A 22,000-nucleotide genomic window follows, 5' to 3' on the forward strand; every position below is an offset into this window, starting at 1 on the left:
TAATCGAACCTTAAAGGCTCTTCGCTAGTCTGATGGTCGTCCGTTACCGAGCCCTGTCCGATGTCCCAGCCCCTGTCCCTCCTGTTATCCCCGCGCCGCCTGCTGTTGTTGGCCCTGGTCGTCCTGGCGGCGGCGTCGATCGACTACCTGCAGTGGCACAAGCGCGCCTACTTCTGGTTCAAGCAGCAGGGCCTGAGCCTCGCCGAGCAGCAGGCGAGCATCTGGTTGCCGGGCTATCGGGCGGTGCTGCAGGGCAAGCCGCTGGCGGGCCTGGAGGATGACGAGACCTCCGGGCTGACCTATCACCCGGGCAGCGACACCCTGTTCACCGTCACCGGCAAGAATCCGCAGCTGGTCGAGTTGTCGCTGGACGGCGAGGTGCTGCGGCGCATCCGTCTGACCGGTTTCGCCGACCCCGAGGGGGTCGAGCTGGTGGCCGACGGCCGCCTGGCGATCATCGACGAGCGCCAGCGCAAGCTGACCGCCTTCGATCTGCCCGATGACGCCCTGAGCATCGATGCCGCCGACTACCCGGCCGTCGACCTGGGCTTCGCCGACGCCGGCAACAAGGGCTTCGAGGGCATCGCCTGGGACTCGCGCCGCCAGCGCGTGCTGCTCGGCAAGGAGCGCTCGCCCCTGGGCCTGTTCAGCCTGCCCTTTCCCGGCGAGGACGGCGCGGTCGGCGCCCTGCAGCCCGTGCCGGCGCCCAACCTGTTCGTGCGCGACATCTCCTCGCTGAGCTTCGATGCCCGCACCGGGCATTCGCTGCTGCTCTCCGACGAGTCGCAGCTGCTGCTGGAGCTGGATGGCGAGGGCGAGCCGGTCAGCTTCATCAGCCTGGGCGGCGGCCGCAACGGCCTGGGCCGGGGCATCGAGCAGGCGGAGGGCGTAGCCATGGACGCGGCGGGCGCCATCTACATAGTCGGCGAACCCAATCTGCTGTACGTGTTCAAGCGGCCGGCGGACAGCTAGTCCGCCGCACCGCTTTGGCTGGTGCCTGGCGGCGCGGCTCAGCGCGCGAGGCGCTTGACCCCTTCGGCGGTGCCCAGCAGCAGCAGGTCGGCCGGGCGGGCGGCGAACAGGCCGTTGGTGACCACCCCGACTATGTTGTTGATCTGCGCCTCCAGCCCGACCGGATCGACGATCGACAGGTTGTGCACGTCGAGGATCTGGTTGCCGTTGTCGGTCACCACGCCCTCGCGGTACACCGGGTCGCCGCCCAGCTTGACCAGCTCGCGGGCCACGTGGCTGCGCGCCATGGGGATCACCTCCACCGGCAGCGGGAAGGCGCCGAGCACCGGCACCAGCTTGCTGGCATCGGCGATGCAGATGAAGGTCTTGGCCACCGCCGCGACGATCTTCTCGCGGGTCAGGGCGGCGCCGCCGCCCTTGATCAGGTTGAGGTGCTCGTCGCTCTCGTCGGCGCCATCGACGTAGAACTCCAGGTCGCTGACCGCGTTCAGCTCGTACACCGGGATGCCGTGGCCCTTGAGGCGCGCGGCGGTGGCCTCGGAGCTGGCCACCGCGCCGTCGAATTCCATCCGGTGCTGGGCCAGGGCGTCGATGAAGCAGTTGGCGGTGGAGCCGGTGCCGACGCCGACGACGCTCTTGGCATCGAGCTGGGGAAGGATGAAGTCGACGGCGGCCTGGGCGACTGCCTGTTTCAGTTGATCCTGGGTCATCGCGGTTTCTGCGCCTGATTGAAGTCGGGAGGCGCGAATTATAGCCGTTTGCGCCGGCAAAACCCCGCCATTCGTATGGTCGCTCGGCGCAGGCCTGGGGTAGACTCCGGGGTCCCCTAGCGCAACCGCCTGCGAACTCGCCATGCTCGAACAATACGTCAAGAAGATCCTCACCTCGCGCGCCTACGACGTGGCGGTGGAAACCCCCCTGCAAGCCGCCAACCAGCTCTCCGAGCGTCTGGGCAACCAGATCCTGCTCAAGCGCGAAGACCTGCAGCCGGTGTACTCCTTCAAGATTCGCGGCGCCTACAACAAGCTGGCCCAGCTCAGTGCAGAGGAGCAGGCCCGTGGCGTGGTCACCGCCTCGGCCGGCAACCACGCCCAGGGCCTGGCGCTGGCGGCCAAGGTGCTGGGGGTCAAGGCGACCATCGTGATGCCCAAGACCACCCCGGAGATCAAGGTCAACGGCGTGCGCTCGCGCGGCGGCCGGGTGGTGTTGCACGGCGACAGCTTTCCCGAGGCCCTGGCCTATTCGCTGAAGCTGGTGGAGGAGAAGGGCTACATCTATATCCACCCCTACGACGACCCGCACACCATCGCCGGCCAGGGCACCGTGGCCATGGAGATCCTCCGTCAGCATCCCGGCCGGCTGGACGCCATCTTCGTCCCGGTGGGCGGCGGCGGCCTGATCGCCGGCATCGCCGCCTACGTCAAGTACCTGCGCCCGGAAATCAAGATCATCGGCGTCGAGCCGGACGACTCCAACTGCCTGCAGGCCGCCCTGGCCGCCGGCGAGCGGGTGGTGCTGCCGAGCGTCGGGCTGTTCGCCGACGGCGTGGCGGTGGCGCAGATCGGCGAGCACACCTTCGCCATCTGCAAGGACCACGTCGACGAGGTGATCACCGTCAGCACCGACGAGATCTGCGCGGCGATCAAGGACATCTACGACGACACCCGCTCGATCACCGAGCCGGCCGGCGCCCTGGCCGTGGCCGGGATCAAGCGCTACGTCGAGCGCGAAGGCTGTACGGGCCAGGTGCTGGTGGGCATCGAGTCGGGCGCCAACGTCAACTTCGACCGCCTGCGCCATGTGGCCGAGCGCGCCGAGCTGGGCGAGAAGCGCGAGGCCATCATCGCCGTGACCATCCCCGAGCAGCCGGGCAGCTTCAAGGCCTTCTGCGAGGCGATCGGCAAGCGCCAGATCACCGAGTTCAACTACCGCTACCACACCGATCAGGAGGCGCACATCTTCGTCGGCGTGCAGACCCACCCGGACAGCGACCCGCGCGCGGCCCTGGTGGCCAGCCTGCGCGAGCAGGGCTTCCCGGTGGTCGACCTGACCGACAACGAGCTGGCCAAGCTGCACATCCGCCACATGGTCGGCGGCCATGCCGCGCGGGTCAGCGACGAGGTGGTGCTGCGCTTCGAGTTCCCCGAACGCCCGGGGGCGTTGTTCAACTTCCTGCAGCGCCTCGGCGGGCGCTGGAACATCTCGATGTTCCACTACCGCAACCACGGCGCCGCCGACGGCCGGGTGGTCGCCGGCCTGCAGGTGCCCCAGGCCGAGCGCCATCTGGTGCCGGCGGCGCTGGACGAGATCGGCTACCCCTACTGGGACGAGAGCGACAATCCGGCCTACAAGCTGTTTCTCGGCTGAGCCGGCACGCACGGGAGGCGTGAATGGAACCCTATCAACTGCTGAAGATTGCCCACGGCCTGCCCGCCATCCTGCTGTTGCTCGGCGTGCCGGCCCATGTGGTCATGCTGTGGAAGGCCGCCCGCGGCGGCGATGCGGCCGTGCTGCAGCGCAAGCTCCGGCGTACCCGCCTGATCAGCCTGCCGCTGCTCGGCCTGCTGGCCTTGAGCCTGCCGCTCAGCGGCTGGTGGCTGGTCGACCTGGCCGGCTGGCCGCTGGGGCAGACCTGGCTGCTGGCCAGCAACCTGCTGTTCGTCGTGCTGCTGCTCTGCGGCCTGCTGCTGGCCGGGCGCCTGAGGGCCTGGCAGGCCCTGGGGGAGGCGCCGGCCCCCGCCGGGCTGCTGCGCCTGAGCGCGCTCTACGCCGGGCTGGGCATGCTGGTGTTGCTGCTGATCCTGGGGTTGATGGGCGCCAAGCCGGCTTGAGTGAATGTTGGAGACAAGAACGCCGCCTCGAAGGGCGGCGTTCTGCGTTACGCGGGGGCGCTTTCTAGCGCAGCGAGATGATCGGCCAGCCGCGGCTTTCTGCTTCGGCGCGCAGCTTGGCGTCGGGGTCCACCGCCACCGGCCGCGTCACCCGCTCCAGCAGCGGCAGGTCGTTCAGCGAGTCGCTGTAGAAGCAGCTGTCGTCCAGGCTCAGGCCGGTTTCCGCGAGCCAGCGATCGAGCCGGGTGACCTTGCCTTCCTTGAAGCAGGGCACGTCGGTGGTGCGTCCGGTATAGCGGCCGTCGGCCATCTCGCACTCGGTGGCCAGCAGGGTGTCGACGCCCAGGCGCTTGGCGATGGGGCCGGTGACGAAGCGGTTGGTGGCGGTGATGATCAGCAGCCGGTCGCCGGCGGCACGGTGCTCGGCCAGCAGGGCCTCGCCCTTGGCCAGGATGATCGGCTCGATGCAGTCGCGCATGAATTCGCGGTGCCATTGTTCGAGCTGGGCCATCTCGCTACGGCCGAGTATCTCCAGGCTGAAGTTCAGGTAGTCGCGGATGTCCAGGCGGCCGGCCAGGTAGTCCTCATAGAAGGCATCGTTGCGCGCCTTGTAGGCCACCCCATCGAGGATGCCTCGCTCGCACAGGTAATCGCCCCAGGCATGGTCGCTGTCGCCACCGAGCAGGGTGTTATCGAGGTCGAATAGGGCCAAGCGCACGCGGATCACCTTTCTCTTGCAGAAGCCTAGGGGCGCCAGAATAGCGGCTTTTCCGGGCTATTCCTACTTGGCGGACGGCCGCGTTGCCGCTGTCGCGGGCTTTGTGGAACAATGCCGAAACATGCGTTTACGAGGTTGTACGCCGTGATCGACCCTGATGGTTTTCGCCCGAATGTCGGCATCATCCTGACCAACGATGTCGGTCAGGTGCTTTGGGCGCGTCGGATTAACCAGGACGCCTGGCAGTTCCCGCAGGGCGGGATCAACGACCATGAAACGCCGGAAGAGGCGCTGTTCCGCGAGTTGAACGAGGAGGTCGGCCTGGAGCAGGAGGATGTGAAAATTCTCGCCTGCACCCGTGGCTGGTTGCGGTATCGTCTGCCCCAGCGTCTGGTGCGCACCCACAGCCAGCCGCTGTGTATCGGGCAGAAACAGAAGTGGTTCCTGCTGCGCCTGACCGGCGCCGAGGACAAGGTGCGCATGGACCTGACCGGCAAGCCGGAGTTCGACGGCTGGCGCTGGGTCAGTTACTGGTATCCGCTGGGCCAGGTGGTGACATTCAAGCGCGAGGTCTACCGTCGCGCCCTCAAGGAACTCGCTCCGCGCCTGCTGGCGCGGGACTGACACAGACTAGAGCCGAGCCATGCTCAATACGCTGCGCAAGATCGTCCAGGAAGTAAACGCCGCCAAGGACCTCAAGGCGGCGTTGGGCATCATCGTACAGCGCGTCAGGGAGGCCATGGGCAGCCAGGTCTGCTCGGTCTATCTGCTCGACCCGGAAACCAACCGTTTCGTCCTGATGGCCTCCGAGGGCCTGAACAAGCGCTCCATCGGCAAGGTCAGCATGGCCCCCAACGAAGGCCTGGTCGGCCTGGTCGGCACCCGCGAGGAGCCGCTGAACCTGGAGAACGCCGCCGCCCACCCGCGCTACCGCTACTTCGCCGAGACCGGCGAGGAGCGTTTCGCCTCCTTCCTCGGCTCGCCGATCATCCACCACCGGCGGGTCATGGGCGTGCTGGTCGTCCAGCAAAAGGAGCGGCGTCAGTTCGACGAGGGCGAAGAGGCCTTCCTGGTGACCATGAGCGCGCAGCTCGCCGGGGTGATCGCCCACGCCGAGGCGACCGGCTCGATCCGCGGCCTGGGGCGCCAGGGCAAGGGCATCCAGGAGGCCAAGTTCATCGGCGTGCCCGGCTCGCCGGGGGCCGCGGTCGGTACCGCGGTGGTGGTGCTGCCGCCGGCCGATCTGGAGGTGGTGCCGGACAAGACCATCGACGATATCGACGCCGAACTGGCGCTGTTCAATACCGCCCTGGAGGGCGTGCGTGGCGACATGCGCAACCTCTCGGCGAAGATGGCCAGCCAGCTGCGCCCGGAAGAGCGTGCGCTGTTCGACGTCTACCTGATGATGTTGGAAGACGCCGCCCTGGGTAACGAGGTGGTCAACATCATCCGCACCGGCCAGTGGGCCCAGGGCGCCCTGCGCCAGGTGGTCGGCGAGCACGTCAACCGCTTCGAGCTGATGGACGACGCCTACCTGCGCGAGCGCGCCTCCGACGTCAAGGATCTCGGCCGCCGCCTGCTCGCCTACCTGCAGCAGGCCCGTCAGCAGAGTCTGGAATACCCGGACAACTGCATCCTGGTCAGCGAGGAGCTGTCGCCGACCATGCTCGGCGAGGTGCCGGAGGGCAAGCTGGCCGGCCTGGTCTCGGTGCTCGGCTCGGGCAACTCCCATGTGGCGATCTTCGCCCGGGCCATGGGCATTCCCACGGTGATGGGGGCGGTCGACCTGCCGTACTCGAAGATCGACGGCATCCAGCTGATCGTCGACGGTTACCACGGCGAGGTGTTCACCAACCCCAGCGAGCTGCTGCGCAAGCAGTACGCCGACGTGGTCGAGGAGGAGCGCCAGCTGACCCAGGGCCTGGATGCCCTGCGCGCCCTGCCCTGCGAGACCCTGGACGGCCACCGCATGCCGCTGTGGGTCAACACCGGCCTGCTCGCCGACGTGGCCCGGGCCCAGGAACGCGGCGCCGAGGGCGTCGGCCTGTACCGCACCGAGGTGCCGTTCATGATGAACGAGCGCTTTCCCAGCGAGAAGGAGCAGCTGGCCATCTACCGCGAGCAGCTGGCCGCCTTCCACCCGCTGCCGGTGACCATGCGCAGCCTGGATATCGGCGGCGACAAGGCGCTGTCCTACTTCCCGATCAAGGAAGAGAACCCCTTTCTCGGCTGGCGCGGCATCCGCGTCACCCTCGATCACCCGGAAATCTTCCTGGTGCAGACCCGCGCCATGCTCAAGGCCAGCGAGGGCCTGAACAACCTGCGCATCCTGTTGCCGATGATCTCCGGCATCCAGGAGCTGGAAGAGTCCCTGCACCTGATCCACCGCGCCTGGGGCGAGGTGCGCGACGAGGGCACCGACGTGCCGCTGCCGCCGGTCGGGGTGATGATCGAGATTCCCGCCGCGGTCTACCAGACCCGCGAGCTGGCGCGCCAGGTGGACTTCCTCTCGGTCGGCTCCAACGACCTGACCCAGTACCTGCTGGCGGTGGATCGCAACAACCCGCGGGTCGCCGACCTCTACGACTTCCTCCACCCGGCCGTGTTGCAGGCGCTGCGCAAGGTGATCAGCGACGCCCACGCCGAGGGCAAGCCGGTGAGCATCTGCGGCGAGATGGCCGGCGACCCGGCGGCGGCGGTGTTGCTGATGGCCATGGGCTTCGACAGCCTGTCGATGAACGCCACCAACCTGCCGAAGGTCAAGTGGCTGCTGCGCCAGATCAGCCTGGGCAAGGCCAAGGAGCTGCTGGCCCAGGTGATGAGCATCGACAACCCCCAGGTGATCCACAGCACCCTGCAGCTGGCCCTGCGCAACCTCGGCCTGGGCCGGATGATCAATCCGGCCTCGGACATCCAGGCCTGACAGCGAGCCCCTCGGTCAGTCGCGCGCGACAGGGATAGACCGCCGCTCCTCCCGCGGCGGCCGGGCCGTCAACACTCCAGGCTGGTTTCTCCAAGCGGCACGCCATGGGGGCCATAGCGGCGTTCGACCAGGTGCCGGGAACCGTCGGCGCGCACTTGCAGCGCCGTGCTGGCGAGGGTGCCGTAGCTGCGGGTGGCGATGAAGATGCCGGACAGCAGGCGCTCGGTATTGAGGCCGACGCCGGTGTCGGGCAACGCCGCATCCGGGGGTTGCTGGGCGTCGTGCAGCAGGTCCAGCAGCGCGGGCATCTGGGGTTCGATCAGGCACTCGCTGAGCAGCGCCCGGGCCTTCTCCACCTTCGGCCAGGGGGTGTTCAGGTCGGCGTTGGAGAAGCCGTAGAGCCCCTCGCTCAACTGCCGGGGGATGCCCTCGCGGGAGTTGAAGAACCACAACTGCTTGGCGTCGCCGATCAGCAGATTGAACGCCGAATAGTCGCCGGCGCGTCCGGCCAGTTCGGTGAGGAACGCCTCGGGCTCCAACTCGCCCTGCAGGAACTGCAGCGGCAGCTCGCCGCGGGAGCGGCCGTAGGGGGGCTGGCGCGGATCACGGATATTGGTCAGGGCGGCGTAGCGCCCATGGGGGCCCGCCGCCAGCCAGGTGCCGCCGGCCTGCAGGTCGCGTCCACCATAGATATCCGGGGCATCTTCCCAGGCCGCCAGGGGCAGGCTCGGGCGGTCGTAGAACTCGTCGCGGTTGGCCGCCAGGACCAGGGGAAGGGAGTGGGAGGGGCGCCAGGCGAATACGATCAGGCACATAGAAACTCCTTTCGTGACGGGACTCTGAAGTGCTGTGGCGGTCGCCGACGTGGCCGCGCTACGGCCCGGGGGACCTGAGTCCAGTTCCTGCTGATGTGGGTTCTTGTCGCAACAGTCCGTGTGGAAAACGCTCCATCAGTTGCCGACAGCTTAGGCGCTAGGGAAGGTAAGGAAAAGACCCTGTACGGCAATCCGTAGAGGCCTTGCGGGGGGCGGGGTGGGTGACTGCCCTCGGCCGCACGAGCCCCACGCGGTCAATCAGGCGTGGAGCGGGCAGGCTCGCTTCCGTTACCATGCCGCTTTGCTTGAGGGGGCATCGATGGAACTGCTGCTGTATATGCTGCTGGGGGCGGCGGCCGGCGTGCTGGCGGGACTGTTCGGGGTCGGCGGCGGCATCATCATAGTGCCGGTGCTGGTGTTGAGTTTCACCGCCCAGGGCGTCGATCCGGCCGTGCTGACCCACCTGGCGGTCGGCACCTCGCTGGCGACCATCATCTTCACCTCGATCAACTCGGTGCTGGAACATCACCGCAGGGGCGCGGTGCGGTGGTCGATCTTCGCCTGGATGACCCTGGGCATCCTGCTCGGCGCCGGCCTGGGGTCGCTGACCGCGGCGGCGATCCAGGGCCCGCAGCTGCAGCGGATCATCGGCGTGTTCGCCATCGCCGTGTCGCTGCAGATGGCCCTGGACCTGAAACCCAGGGCCAGCAGCGCTGTCCCAGGCAGGCTGGCGCTCGGCGCTGCCGGTGGGGTGATCGGCTGGGCCTCGGCGATCTTCGGCATCGGCGGCGGTTCGCTCAACGTGCCCTTCCTGACCTGGCGCAGTCTGCCCATGCAGCAGGCGGTGGCCACCTCGGCGGCCTGCGGCCTGCCGATTGCCCTGGCCAGCGCCCTGAGTTTCATGTGGCTGGGTTGGGACAATCCGCAGTTGCCGTCCTGGAGCCTGGGCTTCGTCTATTTGCCGGCGCTGGCGGGGATCGCCCTGACCAGCATGTTCTTCGCGCGTTTCGGCGCACGCCTGGCCCATCGCCTGTCGCCGCGCGTGCTCAAGCGCCTGTTCGCCCTGCTGCTGTTCAGCGTGGGCGTGAATTTTCTGATTTGAGGACCTGACATGCTGCCTTATCCGCAGATCGACCCGGTGGCCATCGCCCTGGGACCGCTGAAAATCCACTGGTACGGCCTGATGTACCTGATCGGCATCGGCGGCGCCTGGTGGCTGGCCGCGCGGCGCCTGCACGCCTTCGAGCCGAGCTGGAACCGGGAGAAGCTCTCCGACCTGGTGTTCTGGGTGGCCATGGGGGTGATACTCGGTGGCCGCCTGGGGTACGTGCTGTTCTACGACCTCGAGGCCTATCTGGCGCAGCCGAGCCTGATCCTGCAGGTGTGGAAGGGCGGCATGTCCTTCCACGGCGGCTTCATCGGCGTGCTGCTGGCCACCTGGTGGTTCGGCAGCCGTAACGACAAGGGCTTCTTCCAGCTGATGGACTTTATCGCACCGCTGGTCCCCATCGGTTTGGGCGCCGGGCGCATCGGCAACTTCATCAATGCCGAGTTGTGGGGTAAGGCCACCGACCTGCCCTGGGCCATGGTCTTCCCCACCGATCCGCAGCAACTGGCGCGCCACCCCTCGCAGCTGTACCAGTTCGCCCTGGAGGGCGTGGCGCTGTTCGCCATCCTCTGGTTCTACTCGCGCAAGCCGCGGCCGACCATGGCGGTGTCGGGCATGTTCGCCGCCTGCTACGGCGTGTTCCGCTTCATCGTCGAGTTCGTGCGGGTGCCGGACGCCCAGCTCGGCTACCTGGCCTGGGGCTGGCTGACCATGGGCCAGCTGCTCAGCCTGCCGATGATCCTCGGCGGCCTCGGCCTGATCGCCTACGCCTACAAGCGCCAGTCCGCCCGGGAGGCGAGCCGATGAAACAGTACCTCGAGCTGATGCGCCGGGTGCGCGAGACCGGCACCTTCAAGAGCGACCGCACCGGCACCGGCACCTACAGTCTGTTCGCCCAGCAGATGCGCTTCGACCTGGCCGAGGGCTTCCCCCTGGTCACCACCAAGAAGTGCCACCTCAAGTCCATCATCCACGAGCTGCTGTGGTTCCTGAAGGGCGACACCAACATCCAGTACCTGAAGGACCACGGCGTCAGCATCTGGGACGAGTGGGCCGACGAGAACGGCGAGCTGGGCCCGGTCTACGGCTACCAGTGGCGCAACTGGCCGGCGCCGAACGGCGAGTCGATCGACCAGATAGCCAGGTTGATCGAGATGCTCAAGTCCAACCCGGACTCGCGCCGGCTGATCGTCTCGGCCTGGAACCCGGCGCTGATCGAGCAGATGGCCTTGCCGCCGTGCCACGCGCTGTTCCAGTTCTACGTCGCCGAGGGCCGGCTGAGCTGCCAGCTGTACCAGCGTTCGGCGGACATCTTCCTCGGCGTGCCCTTCAACATCGCCAGCTATGCCCTGCTGACCCTGATGGTCGCCCAGGTCACCGGCCTGCAGCCCGGCGAGTTCGTCTGGACCGGCGGCGACTGCCACCTGTACGCCAACCACCTCGAACAGGCCGACCTGCAGCTGACCCGCGAGCCGCTGCCGCTGCCGACGATGAAGCTCAATCCGGCGGTGCGGGACCTGTTCGCCTTCCGCTACGAGGACTTCGAGCTGGTCGGCTACCAGGCCCATCCGCACATCAAGGCGCCGGTCGCGGTATGAGCGCCTTCCGGGCGGCCTGATGCTCGGCGCCGAGCTCAGGGCCTTTCACATGGTCGCGCGCCTGGGCAGCATCACCCAGGCGGCGAAGAAGCTCGGCCTCAGCCAGCCCACGGTCACCACCCAGGTGCGCAACCTGGAGGGTCGCTACGGGGTGGAGCTGTTCTACCGCGGCGGCCGCCGCCTGACCCTGACCGACGAAGGCGCGCGCCTGCTGCCCAGGGTGCAGGTGCTGCTGCAGCAGGAGGCCGACATCGAGTTCTACCTGCGCAACTGCAGCCAGACCCAGGGCAGCCTGCGCATCGGCGCCACCTCGCCTTACTACGTGCTCGAGCTGATCAAGCGCTTCCGCGAGCGTTTCGCGCCGATCGAAGTGACCCTGGAGATCGGCAACTCGCAGCAGGTGCTCGAGGCCCTGGAGGAGTACCGCGTCGACCTGGCCGTCTCCTCGCAGCTGACCCAGGACCCGCGTCTGACCCGCCTGCAGCTGGGGCAGGACCCCCTGGTGCTGGCCGTGCACCGCCTGCACCCGCTGGCCGGGCAAGGCTGCGTGGCGGTGACGGCGTTGAGCGGGCACTGCCTGCTGATGCGCGAGCAGGGCTCGACCACCCGGCAGATGACCGAGGCGCTGCTCGAGGTCGCCGGGGTAGTGCCGGGCGCGCAGCTGGAGATCGGCAGCCGCGAGTCGATCCGCGAGGCGGTGCTGCGCAATATCGGCATCAGCATCATCGCCCGCCACGAGGTGCCCGATCACCCCGAGCTGCGGGTGGTCGAACTGCAGGGCGCGCCGCTGATCGGCGAATACCTCTACTGCCTCAAGGAGCGCCGCCAGGCGCGGCTGCCGGCGGCCTTCCTGGCCCAGGCTCGGGACATGGCTCTCTAAGCAGCGCCCCGTCACCACAAAAAGACCGATAGCACTATCGGTGCTTTTGCCCCATCTGCCACAAAGCCTTAGCACGGGCCGCCTAGCATCCACCTCATTCGAGTCGAACGCTCCATGAGGTTGCACGATGAACGAGCAGGCCGCGGTAAGCATGCAGGTGCGGGACATCCACAAGGGCTTCGGCGCCTTCCGGGCGCTGGACGGCGTGTCGCTGCGGGTCGATGCCGGCGAGCTGGTCTGCCTGTTGGGGCCTTCCGGTTGCGGCAAGACCACCCTGCTGCGCTGCATCGCCGGCCTGGAGCGGCAGGAGCGCGGCAGCATCCTGATCGGCGCGCGCGACGTCTCCGGCCTGCCCCCCCAGGCCCGCGACTACGGCATCCTGTTCCAGTCCTATGCGCTGTTCCCCAACCTCACGGTGGCGCAGAACATCGGCTACGGCCTGGCCGGCAGCGGCCGCGAAACGCAGCGCCGGCGGGTGGCGGAGATGCTCGAGTTGGTCGGCCTGCTCGGCAGCGAGGAGAAATACCCGGGGCAGCTCTCCGGCGGCCAGCAGCAGCGCGTGGCGCTGGCCCGGGCCCTGGCGCCGGCGCCTTCCTTGCTGCTGCTGGACGAGCCGATGTCGGCCCTCGATGCCCGGGTGCGCGAGCACCTGTGCGGCGAACTGCGCCGGCTGCAGAAGCAGCTGGGCATCACCACCCTGATGGTCACCCACAACCAGGACGAGGCCATGCAGATGGCCGACCGCATCGCGGTGATGAACCAGGGCCGGGTCGAACAGTACGGCACCCCGCAGCAGATCTACCGCCAGCCCGCCACGCCCTTCGTCGCCGAATTCGTCGGCCAGGGCAACTGGCTGCCGTTCGAGCGCGGCCAGGACGGCCAGGCCCGGGTCGGCGCGCTGAGCCTGCGGGTCGAGGGTGCCCAGGCGCTCGAGCGCGGCCGCCTGTTCTGCCGGCCGGAGACCATAGTGGTCAACCCGCCGGAGCCCGGACACAACCTGTTCCGCGCGCAGATGCGCGAGGTCACCTACCTGGGTAACCGCTGCCGGATGGGCTTCGAGCTGGCCGAGTTGCCGGGCCACGGACTGTTCGCCGAGCTGGCGCCCGAGGCGATGCCGAGCCTGGCCAACCCGAACATCTGGGTGGCCCTGCCGCCGCAGAGCCTGCAGGTGTTCGCCTGAGATGGGCGGCCTGACCCTCGACTCCGTCGCCTGGCGCGGCCGCACGAGCGGCCTGGGCGATCGGCTGTTCGTCGCCGGCGGCAAATGCCTGTTGCTGTTGTTGTTGCTGCTCGCCGTGCTGCTGCCGCTGCTGGCCATGCTCTGGCGCGGCTTCGGCGGCGCGGACGGCCAGGGCGGCGGCCTGGCCGCGGCGGCCGCGCTATACGCCAGCGACAACTTCCGCTGGTTGCTGGACAACAGCCTGAAGGTGTCCGCCACCACCGCGGCGCTCGTCGTGCCGCTGGCCTATCTGTTCGCCTACGCGCTGCAGCGCACGCTGATTCCGGGCAAGGGCCTGTGGCGGGCGATCTCGCTGCTGCCGCTGCTGGCGCCGTCGATGCTGCCGGGCATCGCCCTGATCTACCTGTTCGGCAACCAGGGCCTGTTGCGCGACCTGTTCGCCGACAACATCTACGGCTTCTGGGGCATCGTCCTCGGCGAGGCCATCTACACCTTTCCCCATGCCCTGATGATCCTCATCTCGGCGCTGTCGCTGGCCGATGCCCGCCTGTTCGACGCCGCCTCGAGCATGGGCGCCTCGCCCTGGCGGGCGTTTCGCAGCATCACCTGGCCGGGCAGCCGCCAGGGCGTGTTCGCCGCCTTCTGCCTGGTGTTCACCCTGTGCATCACCGACTTCGGCGTGCCGGTGGTGGTCGGTGGCGACTACCAGGTGCTGGCGCTGGAGGCCTACAAGGCGGTGGTCGGTCAGCAGCAGTTCGGCCGCGGCGCGCTGATCGGCATGGTCCTGCTGCTGCCGGCGCTGCTCAGCTTCGCCGTCGATCTGTGGCTGCGCCGGCGTGCGCGCGACAGCCTGGGCGGCCGCGCCCAGGTCCATCATCCGCGGCCGGCGCGGGGGCGCGATGGCGCCTTCCTGCTGCTGGTGCTGCTGCTGTGCGCCGTGCTGTTGCTGGTGTTCGGCATGGCGGTGTACTCCTCGCTGGTCCGCTTCTGGCCCTACGACCTGAGCCTGGTGCTCGACCACTACGCCTTCTCCGACCTGCCCGGTGGCTGGCTCGCCTACCGCAACAGCCTGGTGCTGGCCGGCTGCACGGCGCTGTTCGGCAGCCTGCTGATTTTCACCGGCGCCTACCTGCTGGAGAAGACCCGCCAGGATCCGCTGACCCAGGCCCTGCGCCTGCTCAGCTTCGTGCCCATGGCGGTGCCCGGCCTGGTCCTGGGCCTGGGCTACGTATTCTTCTTCAACCTGCCGGGCAATCCGCTGAGCGGCCTGTACGGCAGCCTGACCCTGCTGGTGGTGTGCACCATCGCGCATTTTCTGACCACCGCGCAGATGACCGCCAGCACCGCGTTGCGCCAGCTCGACGGCGAATTCGAGGCCGCCGCGCTGTCGCTCAAGGTGCCCCTGGCCCGCCACTACCTGCGGGTGACCCTGCCGCTGTGCCTGCCGGCGCTGCTCGACATCGTCCGCTACCTGTTCGTCTCGGCGATGACCACGGTGTCGGCGGCGATCTTCCTCTACAGCCCGGACAGCATGCTCGCCGCCGTGGCCGTGCTGAACCTCGACGATGCCGGCAACGTCGGCGGCGCCGCCGCCATGTCGACCCTGATCCTGCTCACCTCGGCCGGCGTCTCGCTGCTGCTGGCCGGGGCTTCGCGCGGCCTGTTGCGCCGCTCCCAGACCTGGCGCCAACCCGCGCCGACTCACTGACCCGCCCCTGGAGACTGCCATGCACTACCAACACCCGACGCGCCTCGCCGCGGCCATCCTCGACTGGGCCGGCACCGTGGTCGACTTCGGCTCCTTCGCCCCGACCAGGATCTTCGTCGAGGCCTTCGCCAGCTTCGACGTGGAGCTCAGCCTGGAGGAGGCCCGCGGCCCCATGGGCATGGGCAAGTGGGAGCACATTCGCGCCCTGTGCGACCAGCCGCAGATCGCCGCGCGCTTCCAGCGCCGTTTCGGCCGCCTGCCCGGCGACGAGGACGTGACCGCCATCTATGAGCGCTTTATGCCGCTGCAGGTCGCCAAGGTCGGCGAGCACTCGGCGCCTATTCCCGGGGCGCTGGAGGCCATCGCCGCGCTGCGGGCGCGGGGCCTGCAGATCGGCAGCTGCTCCGGTTACCCCCGGGAGGTGATGGTCAAGGTGGTCGAGCTGGCCGCCGCCGCCGGTTATCGCCCGGACCACGTGGTCGCCTCCGACGAGGTGCCGCGGGGCCGGCCGAGCCCGGCCCAGGCCCTGGCCAATGTCGTCGCCCTGGGCCTGGACGACGTCGCCGCCTGCGTCAAGGTCGACGACACCGAGCCGGGCATCCTCGAGGGCCGCAGCGCCGGCATGTGGACCGTGGCCTTGCGCTTCTCCGGCAACTTCCTCGGCCTGAGCTGGGACGCCTACCAGGCCTTGTCGGAAGAGCGCCGCGCGGCCGAGCGCGAACGCATCGACGGGCTGTTCGCCGCGAGCCGGCCGCACTACCTGATCGACAGCATCGCCGACCTGCCCGGGGTGATCGAGCTGATCGACGCCCGTCTGGCCCGGGGCGAATCCCCGCAGCACTGCTGAGCCGAACCCTGCCCATTCCCGATAGGAGCCTCCCATGTTCAAGCGTACCGCCCTCGCCGCCCTGCTGGCCGGCATCAGCCTGCACGCCAGCGCCGCCACCGAGCTGACCGTCTACACCGCCCTGGAGGTGGAGCAGCTCAAGCCCTACCAGCAGGCCTTCGAACGGCAGCACCCGGACATCCGCATCAAGTGGGTGCGCGACTCCACCGGCATCATCACCGCCAAGCTGCTGGCCGAGAAGGATCGGCCCCAGGCCGACGTGGTCTGGGGCCTGGCGGGCTCCAGCCTGGCCATCCTCGACCAGCAGGGCATGCTCCAGGCCTACGCCCCGGCCGAGCTGGACAAGATCGGCGGGAAATACCGCGACGCCGCCAACCCGCCGGCCTGGGTCGGCATGGACGTGTGGGCCGCGACCCTCTGCTTCAACCGCATCGAGGCCGAGAAGCAGGGCCTGCCCAAGCCGACCCGCTGGGAAGACCTGACCGACCCGGTGTACCAGGGCAAGATCGTCATGCCCAACCCGGCGTCCTCCGGCACCGGCTACCTGGACGTCAGCGCCTGGCTGCAGACCTTCGGCGAACCCCAGGGCTGGGCCTACATGGACAAGCTGCACCGGAACATCGGCCAGTACACCCACTCCGGCTCCAAGCCCTGCAAGCTGGCCGCCGCCGGCGAGTTCCCGATCGGCATCTCCTTCGAGTACCCGGCGGTGCAGCTGCAGCGCAAGGGTGCGCCGCTGGACATCGTGCTGCCCAAGGAGGGCCTGGGCTGGGAGATCGAGGCCAGCGGCATCGTCAAGGGCACCGAGCGGCTGGAGGCGGCGCAGAAGCTCGCCGACTTCGCCGCCAGCCGCCAGGCCATGGAGCTGTACAAGGCCAACTTCGCCGTGCTGGCCCAGCCGGGCATCGCCGAGCCCTTCCAGGAGCTGCCGGCCGATTACGAGCAGCGCCTGATCGACAACGACTTCGCCTGGGCCTCGCAGAACCGCGACAGGATCCTCGCCGAATGGCGCCGGCGCTACGACGGCAAGTCCGAGCCGGTCGCCCAGTAGAACGGGCTAGCGGAGCCCCGCTGTTTGGGCTCCGCCAACCGCTGCCCAGAGTCGATTCGTCCGGCCGCGCTGGCGGCCATCCGCAGGGTGGAAGATCGCGCAGCGTTTTCCACTTCCGCCCGGTGGCTGTGCCGCGCGCCAACCTCCCTACGCCATCCATCTCCGACGGCCGCGACCATGGCCGTCTGCAACCTTTCAGGAGTTCTTCCATGAGTCAGCACGATTGCGACCTGCTGGTCGTCGGCGCCGGCATCCTCGGCCTGGCCCACGCCTGGGCCGGCGCCCGGCGCGGCCTGCGGGTCAAGGTGTGCGAGCGCAGCCAGGCGCCCCAGGGCGCTTCGATCCGCAACTTCGGCCAGGCCCTGGTCACCGGCCAGGCACCGGGACCGATGCTCGACCTGGCGCGCCAGTCCCGCGGCCTGTGGACCGAACTGAGTCAGGCCGCCGGCCTGCAGCTCAAGCAGCAGGGCTCGCTGCTGTTCGCCCGCAGCGAGGCCGAGCAGGCGCTGCTCGAAGCCTTCTGCACCGGCCGCGCGCAAGAGCAGGGCTACCGTGTCGAGCTGCTGCGCGGCGCCGCCTTGCAGGGCCTGTACGACGGCCGCTTCGCCCACCACCGCGCCGCCCTGCACGGCCTGGACGACCAGCAGCTGTATTCCCGCGAGGCGCTGCCGCAGATCGTCGACTACCTGGCCCGCGCGCACGGCGTGCAGTTCCATTTCTCCACCCTGGTGCGCGACGTCGAGGGCGGCCGGGTCAACACCACCGCCGGCACCTTCCGCGCGGCCCGGGTGGTGGTCTGCTCGGGGCATGACTACCAGACCCTGCTGGCCGAGCAGCTCGCGGTCCTGCAGCCGCAGGTCTGCGCCCTGCAGATGCTGCGCGCGCGTCTGCAGCGACCGCTGGCGCTGCAGCACGCGGTGCTCACCGGCCTCAGCTGCGTGCACTACGGCGCCTTCGCCGACTTGCCGGAGGCCGAGGCCGTCCGCGCGCAGATCCGCCGCGAGCAGCCGGAGCTGGAAACCCACGGCATTCACCTGCTGGCCAGCCCGACGCCCCACGGCGAGCTGATCATCGGCGACTCCCACGTCTACGGCGGCGATGTCGGGCCCTTCAACGCCGAGGCCGTCGACCGCCTCCTGATCGAGCTGGCCGAGCACACCCTGGGCGGCAAGCTGGAGGTGCTCGAGCGTTGGCAGGGCGTCTACGGCGCCCGGGGGCCGGGGCCGTTCAGCGTGCTGGCCGCCGCCGAGGGGGTGACCGCGGTGCTGATGCACACCGGTCTGGGCATGAGCGTGGGCCTGGGCCTGGGCGAGCGCACCGTCGCCGCGCTACTGGGCGAAGGCGCCTGGCCGACGGCGCAGGCGGCTTGAGGCCTGGTCGATGGCTGCTGGGAAGCCGCGGCACATTTGTTACCCTGAGGGCTTTTGCGGTTGGGGGAACTGTTGATGCCGAGGATTCTGAGTGCCGTCTTGCTGTGGGTACTGGCGCTGCCGAGCTGGGCGGCGGAGCCGTCCGGGCTGCTGTTGCGCGTGGGCATCACCGAGGTACCGCCCTTCGTCATCCAGGAACCGAACGGCAGCTGGCGCGGCATCAGCATCGACCTGTGGCAGACCGCGGCCGAGCAGGCGGGCTATCGCTACGAGCTGCGGCCCATGGCCTTCAAGGACCTGCTGCCGAGCCTGGAGGCCGGTGAGCTGGACGTGGTGGTCGGCGCCCTGACCATGACCGCCGAGCGCGAGGCGCGCTTCGACTTCACCCATCCCTTCTACCGCACCGGGCTGGCCATCGGCGTGCCGCGCGCCGGCGACGGCGGCGGCTGGGCCGCGTTCAAGGGACTGTTCTCGTGGCAGTTCGTCAGCCTGATCATCGGGCTGGCGGCCCTGCTGCTGCTGGTGGGCGGCCTGGTCTGGCTGTGCGAGCGGCGGCGCAACCAGGGGCAGTTCGGCGGCACCCCGGCCCAGGGCCTGGGTTCCGGCTTCTGGTGGGCGGCGGTGACCATGACCACGGTCGGCTACGGCGACAAGGCGCCGGTGACCCTGGGCGGGCGCCTGCTCGGCCTGGTGTGGATGTTCGCCGGCCTGATCATGGTCTCGACCTTCACCGCGGCGGTGGCCAGCGCGCTGACCGTGGGCAACCTGCAGGGCGGCATCCAGGGCGTCGACGACCTGCGCCGCGCCCATGTGGCGACCATCGACAAGACCGTCAGCGCCCGTTACCTGGACAGCCAGCGCATCCGCCACAGCGACTACCCCAACCTGCTCGGCGCCATGGCCGCGGTGCAGCGCGGCGAGGCCGATGCGGTGGTCTACGACCTGCCGATCATGCAGTACCGCAATGGCGAACTGGGTCAGGGCGGCCTGCGCCTGCTGCCCGGCACCTTCGAGAACCAGTCCTACGCCTTCGCCCTGGCCAGCGGCAGCCCCTACCGCGAGCGGCTCAACCTCGAGTTGCTGCGGGTCACCGGCGGCGAGGACTGGGACAAGCTGCTGCGGCTCTACCTGGGCACGCCCTGAGCCTGAGGCCGGGAAAAGCCTGCGGACAGCGCCATGGTCGACGAGCCTGGGGGCGCCAGGGGCTCGGCTCGTGAGCCGCGTCAGTCGTCCAGCAGGCTGGCGGCCAGATGCCGCAGTTGCGCTTCACGCTCGGCCTGCTGCAGGCGCGGCTGGGGATTGAGCGTCGACCACTGCGGGTGGGCGCGGGCCTTGCGCAGGGGGTCGGGCAGCGCGCCCTGGCGCCAGGCGCCGTCCTGCGGGGTGGCCAGTTCGATGCGCGTCTCGGCGGCATGGCCACGGGCCTCCAGGGCCTGCAGCAGCTGTTGTTGGCGCAGGGCCAGCAGGCGCAGCACGGCGTCGTCGACTGTCAGTTCGTGTTCGCCGCGCAGCTTGCCGAGCAGGCGTGCGCCGTAATTACGCGCGGTCTGCAGGCCACCGCCGGCCAGGGCACCGAGCAGCGCGGCGGCGCCGAGGGTGATGCCGCCGACCAAGAGGTCGATGCCGGCGCCGGTCGCCGCGCCGGCGGCCATGCCGCCGCCGACCTTGAAGCCGAGTTGCCTGAGGGTCTCGGGGTTGAACAGGTCGTCGCCCCAGCGGCCGTCGAGCAGCGGCAGGTCGCTTGCCCGGGCATCGTCCTGGCGGAAGGCATAGAGCCGCAGCAGGGCTTCGACGCAGCGCTGCTCGCGCTGGCGGATGCGTTCGCGCAGCTGGCCGAGCGCCTGCTGCTCCAGCGCGGCCTGGGCCGCGACGCCCTGGCGGCAGGCGGCGCAGTCGATCAGCAGTTCGGCGATCAGGCGGGTGGCGGCCCGGCGGCGGCTCAGGCGTTGCGCCTCGTGGTCGTCGATCAGCCGCTGCAGGGGCGCCTGGGCCTTGTCCAGCAGCAACGCCAGGCTCTGGTACAGGCGCCGCTCGCCGTCCAGCGGCGGCGCCACCGTGTCGAAGGCGACCCGCGCATGCAGGCCCAGGCGGGACAGGGCGTCGTTCCAGTTGCCTTCGCGGTGGCGCCCGGCGGCGCTGAAGTTGAGCACCGGCAGCAGGGGCCGGCCGGCCATGGCCAGCACCGCCAGCTCGTCGCGGTACTTGGCCAGCACCGGTTCGCGGGCGTCGATCACGTAGAGGCCGGCATCCGAGGCCAGCAGCTGGCGCAGCACCTTGGCCTCCTGTTCGAAGCGCTGGCGCGCCTCGCTGCCGTCGAGGAAACGGGCCAGGCGGGCCGGGCCGTCGAGGCGTTCGCCGGGCCGGTCCAGGCGCTCCAGGTGTTCGAGCAGGGCGATGGCGTCCTCCAGGCCGGGTGTGTCGTACAGCTCCAGCAGGGCCTGGCCGTCCACCGACAGCCGTGCGCCCTCGACGTGGCGGGTGGTGCTGGCCCGCGGCGACACCTCGCCGAACTCGACGTCGCGGGTCAGGGTGCGCAGCAGCGAGGTCTTGCCGACATTGGTGTGGCCGACCACGGCCAGCTTCAGCGGGCTAGTCATGTCCGCTCTCCAGCCAGGTCAGCGGCGCGGCCGCGCTGTGGGGCAGTTGCAGTTGCGCCAGGGCGTCGTGCCAGTCGGCCAGGCGGGCGGCGTCGAGGGCCTCCCCGGGCGGTGCCGGCAGCAGCCAGATACGGGTGCTGGCGGCGCTGCGCGCCAGTTCGCCGAGCAGCGCCAGGCTGCCGCGGTCCGGCGAGCGACGCGGGTCGCAGGCCACCAGCAGGCGCGCCGGCGGGAAACGGCTGAGCTGTTCCAGCAGGCGCTGGCGTTGTTCGCGGCTGTCGATCACCCCGGCGTCGTCGACTCCGCGGGGCAGAGCCGGTGGCCAGGGGCGCGTCTGCTCCAGTTCGACGGCCACCAGCAGTGCGCCCTGACTGTGCTGCGAGCCGGGCTCGGCGGGCACTCCGGGCGTCGGCGCCGGCGCCGGATCGCAGACGCCCAGGCGCTCGCTGCCCGGCAGCAGGCGCGCGCGCAGCAGGTCGTAGCCGGGCAACCCGGTGTCCAGGGTCAACTGCGCGCAGCCGCGGCGCCAGCGCCACAGGCACAGCAGCATCAGCAGCAGGCGCGGCAGCAGGCCGTAGACCAGCAGCGCCCCGAGCAGCCAGCTGGCCCAGCTGTGGCGCGCCGCCTCGCCGCCCAGGGCGGCGTCGCCGCTGGCGCGGATCAGCTCGGCATCCGGCAGGGCGAAGCCGAGCAGTGCCGGCAGGGCGCCGAGGCCCTGGGTCAGGGCGACGAAGGTGTCGCCGCCGAGCAGGGTGCTCTCCCAGACGAAGCCGTAGCGGCGGGTGGCGAGCAGGGCCAGCAGGCCGAGCAGGGCGGCGAGGAGCGCCAGCAGCCACAGGCCGTGCACCAGCACGCCCAGCCCCCAGCGGCCCAGGCCGGCGCGTTGCAGCAGCACCAGCAGCGCCGGCGCCAGTTGCGCGGCCTGGGCATCGCGGGCCAGCTTGTCGCTGAGCCACAGCCACAGGCGGCCCAGGGCGCTGGCGTTGTCGCCGGCCAGCAGCAGGCCCAGGGCCCAGCCGAACAACAGCAGCAGGTGGAGGCCGAGCAGGCTGCCCAGGGCCCAGAACAGGTTAACCGGGCGCTGGCCGTCGCCCAGGGCCGCGGCTGCCAGGCCGGCGCCGCTGAGCAGGGCCAGCAGCAGCAGGGCGGCCAGGGCCAGGCGCGCGCCCTGCTGCCAGTGCCGCAGCGCCTGCACTAGGCCGTCGCGCTCGGCCAGCAGCAGGGCGCGGAGCTGGATGCGTTCGGCCAGGCTGCCGCCGGCGGCCCGGACCCGGCGGTTGGCCTCGCCGTCCTCCAGGGGGCCGGCCTGCTCCTCGCGCAGGCGAATCGTCTCGCTCAACCACAGGCGTTGCAGTTTGTTCAGAGTCGGGGCGGCGCTCACACGGCATCTCATCGGCCAGTC

The 22,000-nt window shown here is 69.7% G+C and carries 20 protein-coding genes; 15 read left to right on the forward strand and 5 right to left on the reverse strand.

The genetic code is table 11. The features are described 5' to 3' along the window. The first annotated feature begins 60 nt into the window (after positions 1–60). A complete protein-coding gene (locus ACSX1C_RS16925; protein WP_439887112.1) occupies positions 61–972 on the forward strand; it encodes an SdiA-regulated domain-containing protein in 912 nt (303 codons plus the stop codon). 38 nt (positions 973–1,010) lie between these two features. Here ACSX1C_RS16925 and rpiA read toward each other — a convergent pair whose 3' ends face one another. Continuing rightward, positions 1,011–1,682, reverse strand: coding sequence for a ribose-5-phosphate isomerase RpiA (gene rpiA, locus ACSX1C_RS16930; RefSeq protein ID WP_439887113.1), 672 nt, complete (start codon positions 1,680–1,682; stop codon positions 1,011–1,013). Positions 1,683–1,824: 142 nt separating this feature from the next. Between rpiA and ilvA the strand changes: the two genes are divergently transcribed. Then, on the forward strand, positions 1,825–3,339 hold the full coding sequence (gene ilvA, locus ACSX1C_RS16935; RefSeq protein WP_439887114.1) for a threonine ammonia-lyase, biosynthetic: 1,515 nt from the start codon (positions 1,825–1,827) through the stop codon (positions 3,337–3,339). Positions 3,340–3,362: 23 nt separating this feature from the next. Next, complete coding sequence (locus tag ACSX1C_RS16940) at positions 3,363–3,803, forward strand: DUF2269 family protein (RefSeq protein WP_439887115.1); 441 nt, start codon at positions 3,363–3,365, stop codon at positions 3,801–3,803. A 64-nt stretch (positions 3,804–3,867) separates the two neighbouring features. On the opposite strand, the gene ACSX1C_RS16945 is transcribed toward ACSX1C_RS16940, so the two are convergent. Further along, a complete protein-coding gene (locus ACSX1C_RS16945) occupies positions 3,868–4,521 on the reverse strand; it encodes an HAD family hydrolase (RefSeq protein WP_439887116.1) in 654 nt (217 codons plus the stop codon). Between the two features lie 144 nt (positions 4,522–4,665). Here ACSX1C_RS16945 and ACSX1C_RS16950 point away from each other — a divergent pair, with 144 nt between their 5' ends. Further along, on the forward strand, positions 4,666–5,145 hold the full coding sequence (locus ACSX1C_RS16950; protein WP_318644084.1) for an RNA pyrophosphohydrolase: 480 nt from the start codon (positions 4,666–4,668) through the stop codon (positions 5,143–5,145). A gap of 19 nt (positions 5,146–5,164) precedes the next feature. Then, positions 5,165–7,444 (forward strand): phosphoenolpyruvate--protein phosphotransferase, encoded by a 2,280-nt coding sequence (ptsP, locus tag ACSX1C_RS16955; RefSeq protein WP_439887117.1) that lies wholly within the window; start codon positions 5,165–5,167, stop codon positions 7,442–7,444. A gap of 68 nt (positions 7,445–7,512) precedes the next feature. Here the strand turns inward: ptsP and ACSX1C_RS16960 are convergent, their stop codons facing one another. Further along, positions 7,513–8,259 carry an NRDE family protein gene (locus ACSX1C_RS16960; protein ID WP_318644082.1) on the reverse strand — a complete coding sequence of 249 codons (747 nt, stop codon included), beginning with the start codon at positions 8,257–8,259 and terminating at the stop codon, positions 7,513–7,515. A 319-nt stretch (positions 8,260–8,578) separates the two neighbouring features. Here ACSX1C_RS16960 and ACSX1C_RS16965 point away from each other — a divergent pair, with 319 nt between their 5' ends. The 10 genes from ACSX1C_RS16965 (at position 8,579) to ACSX1C_RS17010 (ending at position 19,144) form a co-directional block, all read left to right on the forward strand. Beyond that, complete coding sequence (locus ACSX1C_RS16965; RefSeq protein WP_439887118.1) at positions 8,579–9,361, forward strand: sulfite exporter TauE/SafE family protein; 783 nt, start codon at positions 8,579–8,581, stop codon at positions 9,359–9,361. A 9-nt stretch (positions 9,362–9,370) separates the two neighbouring features. Beyond that, positions 9,371–10,174: a prolipoprotein diacylglyceryl transferase gene (gene lgt, locus ACSX1C_RS16970; RefSeq protein WP_439887119.1), complete on the forward strand. Its 804-nt coding sequence runs from the start codon at positions 9,371–9,373 to the stop codon at positions 10,172–10,174. After that, the gene (locus tag ACSX1C_RS16975) at positions 10,171–10,965 is read left to right on the forward strand and encodes a thymidylate synthase (RefSeq protein ID WP_439887120.1); all 795 of its coding nucleotides are present in this window, start codon (positions 10,171–10,173) and stop codon (positions 10,963–10,965) included. Before lgt ends, ACSX1C_RS16975 begins: the two co-directional genes overlap by 4 nt. A 19-nt stretch (positions 10,966–10,984) precedes the next feature. After that, positions 10,985–11,845, forward strand: a complete 861-nt coding sequence (locus ACSX1C_RS16980; RefSeq protein ID WP_318644078.1) for a LysR substrate-binding domain-containing protein — start codon at positions 10,985–10,987, stop codon at positions 11,843–11,845. Positions 11,846–11,972: 127 nt separating this feature from the next. Further along, entirely contained in the window at positions 11,973–13,025 is a 1,053-nt protein-coding gene (locus ACSX1C_RS16985) for a putative 2-aminoethylphosphonate ABC transporter ATP-binding protein (RefSeq protein ID WP_439887121.1), read from the forward strand. Between the two features lies 1 nt (position 13,026). Continuing rightward, positions 13,027–14,733, forward strand: a complete 1,707-nt coding sequence (locus ACSX1C_RS16990; protein ID WP_439887122.1) for a putative 2-aminoethylphosphonate ABC transporter permease subunit — start codon at positions 13,027–13,029, stop codon at positions 14,731–14,733. A gap of 19 nt (positions 14,734–14,752) precedes the next feature. After that, positions 14,753–15,580 carry a phosphonoacetaldehyde hydrolase gene (phnX, locus tag ACSX1C_RS16995; RefSeq protein ID WP_439887123.1) on the forward strand — a complete coding sequence of 276 codons (828 nt, stop codon included), beginning with the start codon at positions 14,753–14,755 and terminating at the stop codon, positions 15,578–15,580. 34 nt (positions 15,581–15,614) lie between these two features. Continuing rightward, entirely contained in the window at positions 15,615–16,631 is a 1,017-nt protein-coding gene (locus tag ACSX1C_RS17000) for a putative 2-aminoethylphosphonate ABC transporter substrate-binding protein (RefSeq protein ID WP_439887124.1), read from the forward strand. Between the two features lie 209 nt (positions 16,632–16,840). Next, positions 16,841–18,001: a TIGR03364 family FAD-dependent oxidoreductase gene (locus ACSX1C_RS17005; RefSeq protein WP_439887125.1), complete on the forward strand. Its 1,161-nt coding sequence runs from the start codon at positions 16,841–16,843 to the stop codon at positions 17,999–18,001. A 75-nt stretch (positions 18,002–18,076) separates the two neighbouring features. Next, positions 18,077–19,144 carry a transporter substrate-binding domain-containing protein gene (locus tag ACSX1C_RS17010; protein ID WP_439887126.1) on the forward strand — a complete coding sequence of 356 codons (1,068 nt, stop codon included), beginning with the start codon at positions 18,077–18,079 and terminating at the stop codon, positions 19,142–19,144. Between the two features lie 80 nt (positions 19,145–19,224). On the opposite strand, the gene ACSX1C_RS17015 is transcribed toward ACSX1C_RS17010, so the two are convergent. Then, positions 19,225–20,598 carry a GTPase/DUF3482 domain-containing protein gene (locus tag ACSX1C_RS17015; RefSeq protein ID WP_439887127.1) on the reverse strand — a complete coding sequence of 458 codons (1,374 nt, stop codon included), beginning with the start codon at positions 20,596–20,598 and terminating at the stop codon, positions 19,225–19,227. Next, positions 20,591–21,991: a DUF2868 domain-containing protein gene (locus ACSX1C_RS17020; protein ID WP_439887128.1), complete on the reverse strand. Its 1,401-nt coding sequence runs from the start codon at positions 21,989–21,991 to the stop codon at positions 20,591–20,593. Before ACSX1C_RS17020 ends, ACSX1C_RS17015 begins: the two co-directional genes overlap by 8 nt. Positions 21,992–22,000: the final 9 nt, after the last annotated feature.

Source organism: Pseudomonas sp. MBLB4123, assembly GCF_051904775.1.
GTDB lineage: Bacteria > Pseudomonadota > Gammaproteobacteria > Pseudomonadales > Pseudomonadaceae > Aquipseudomonas > Aquipseudomonas benzenivorans_B.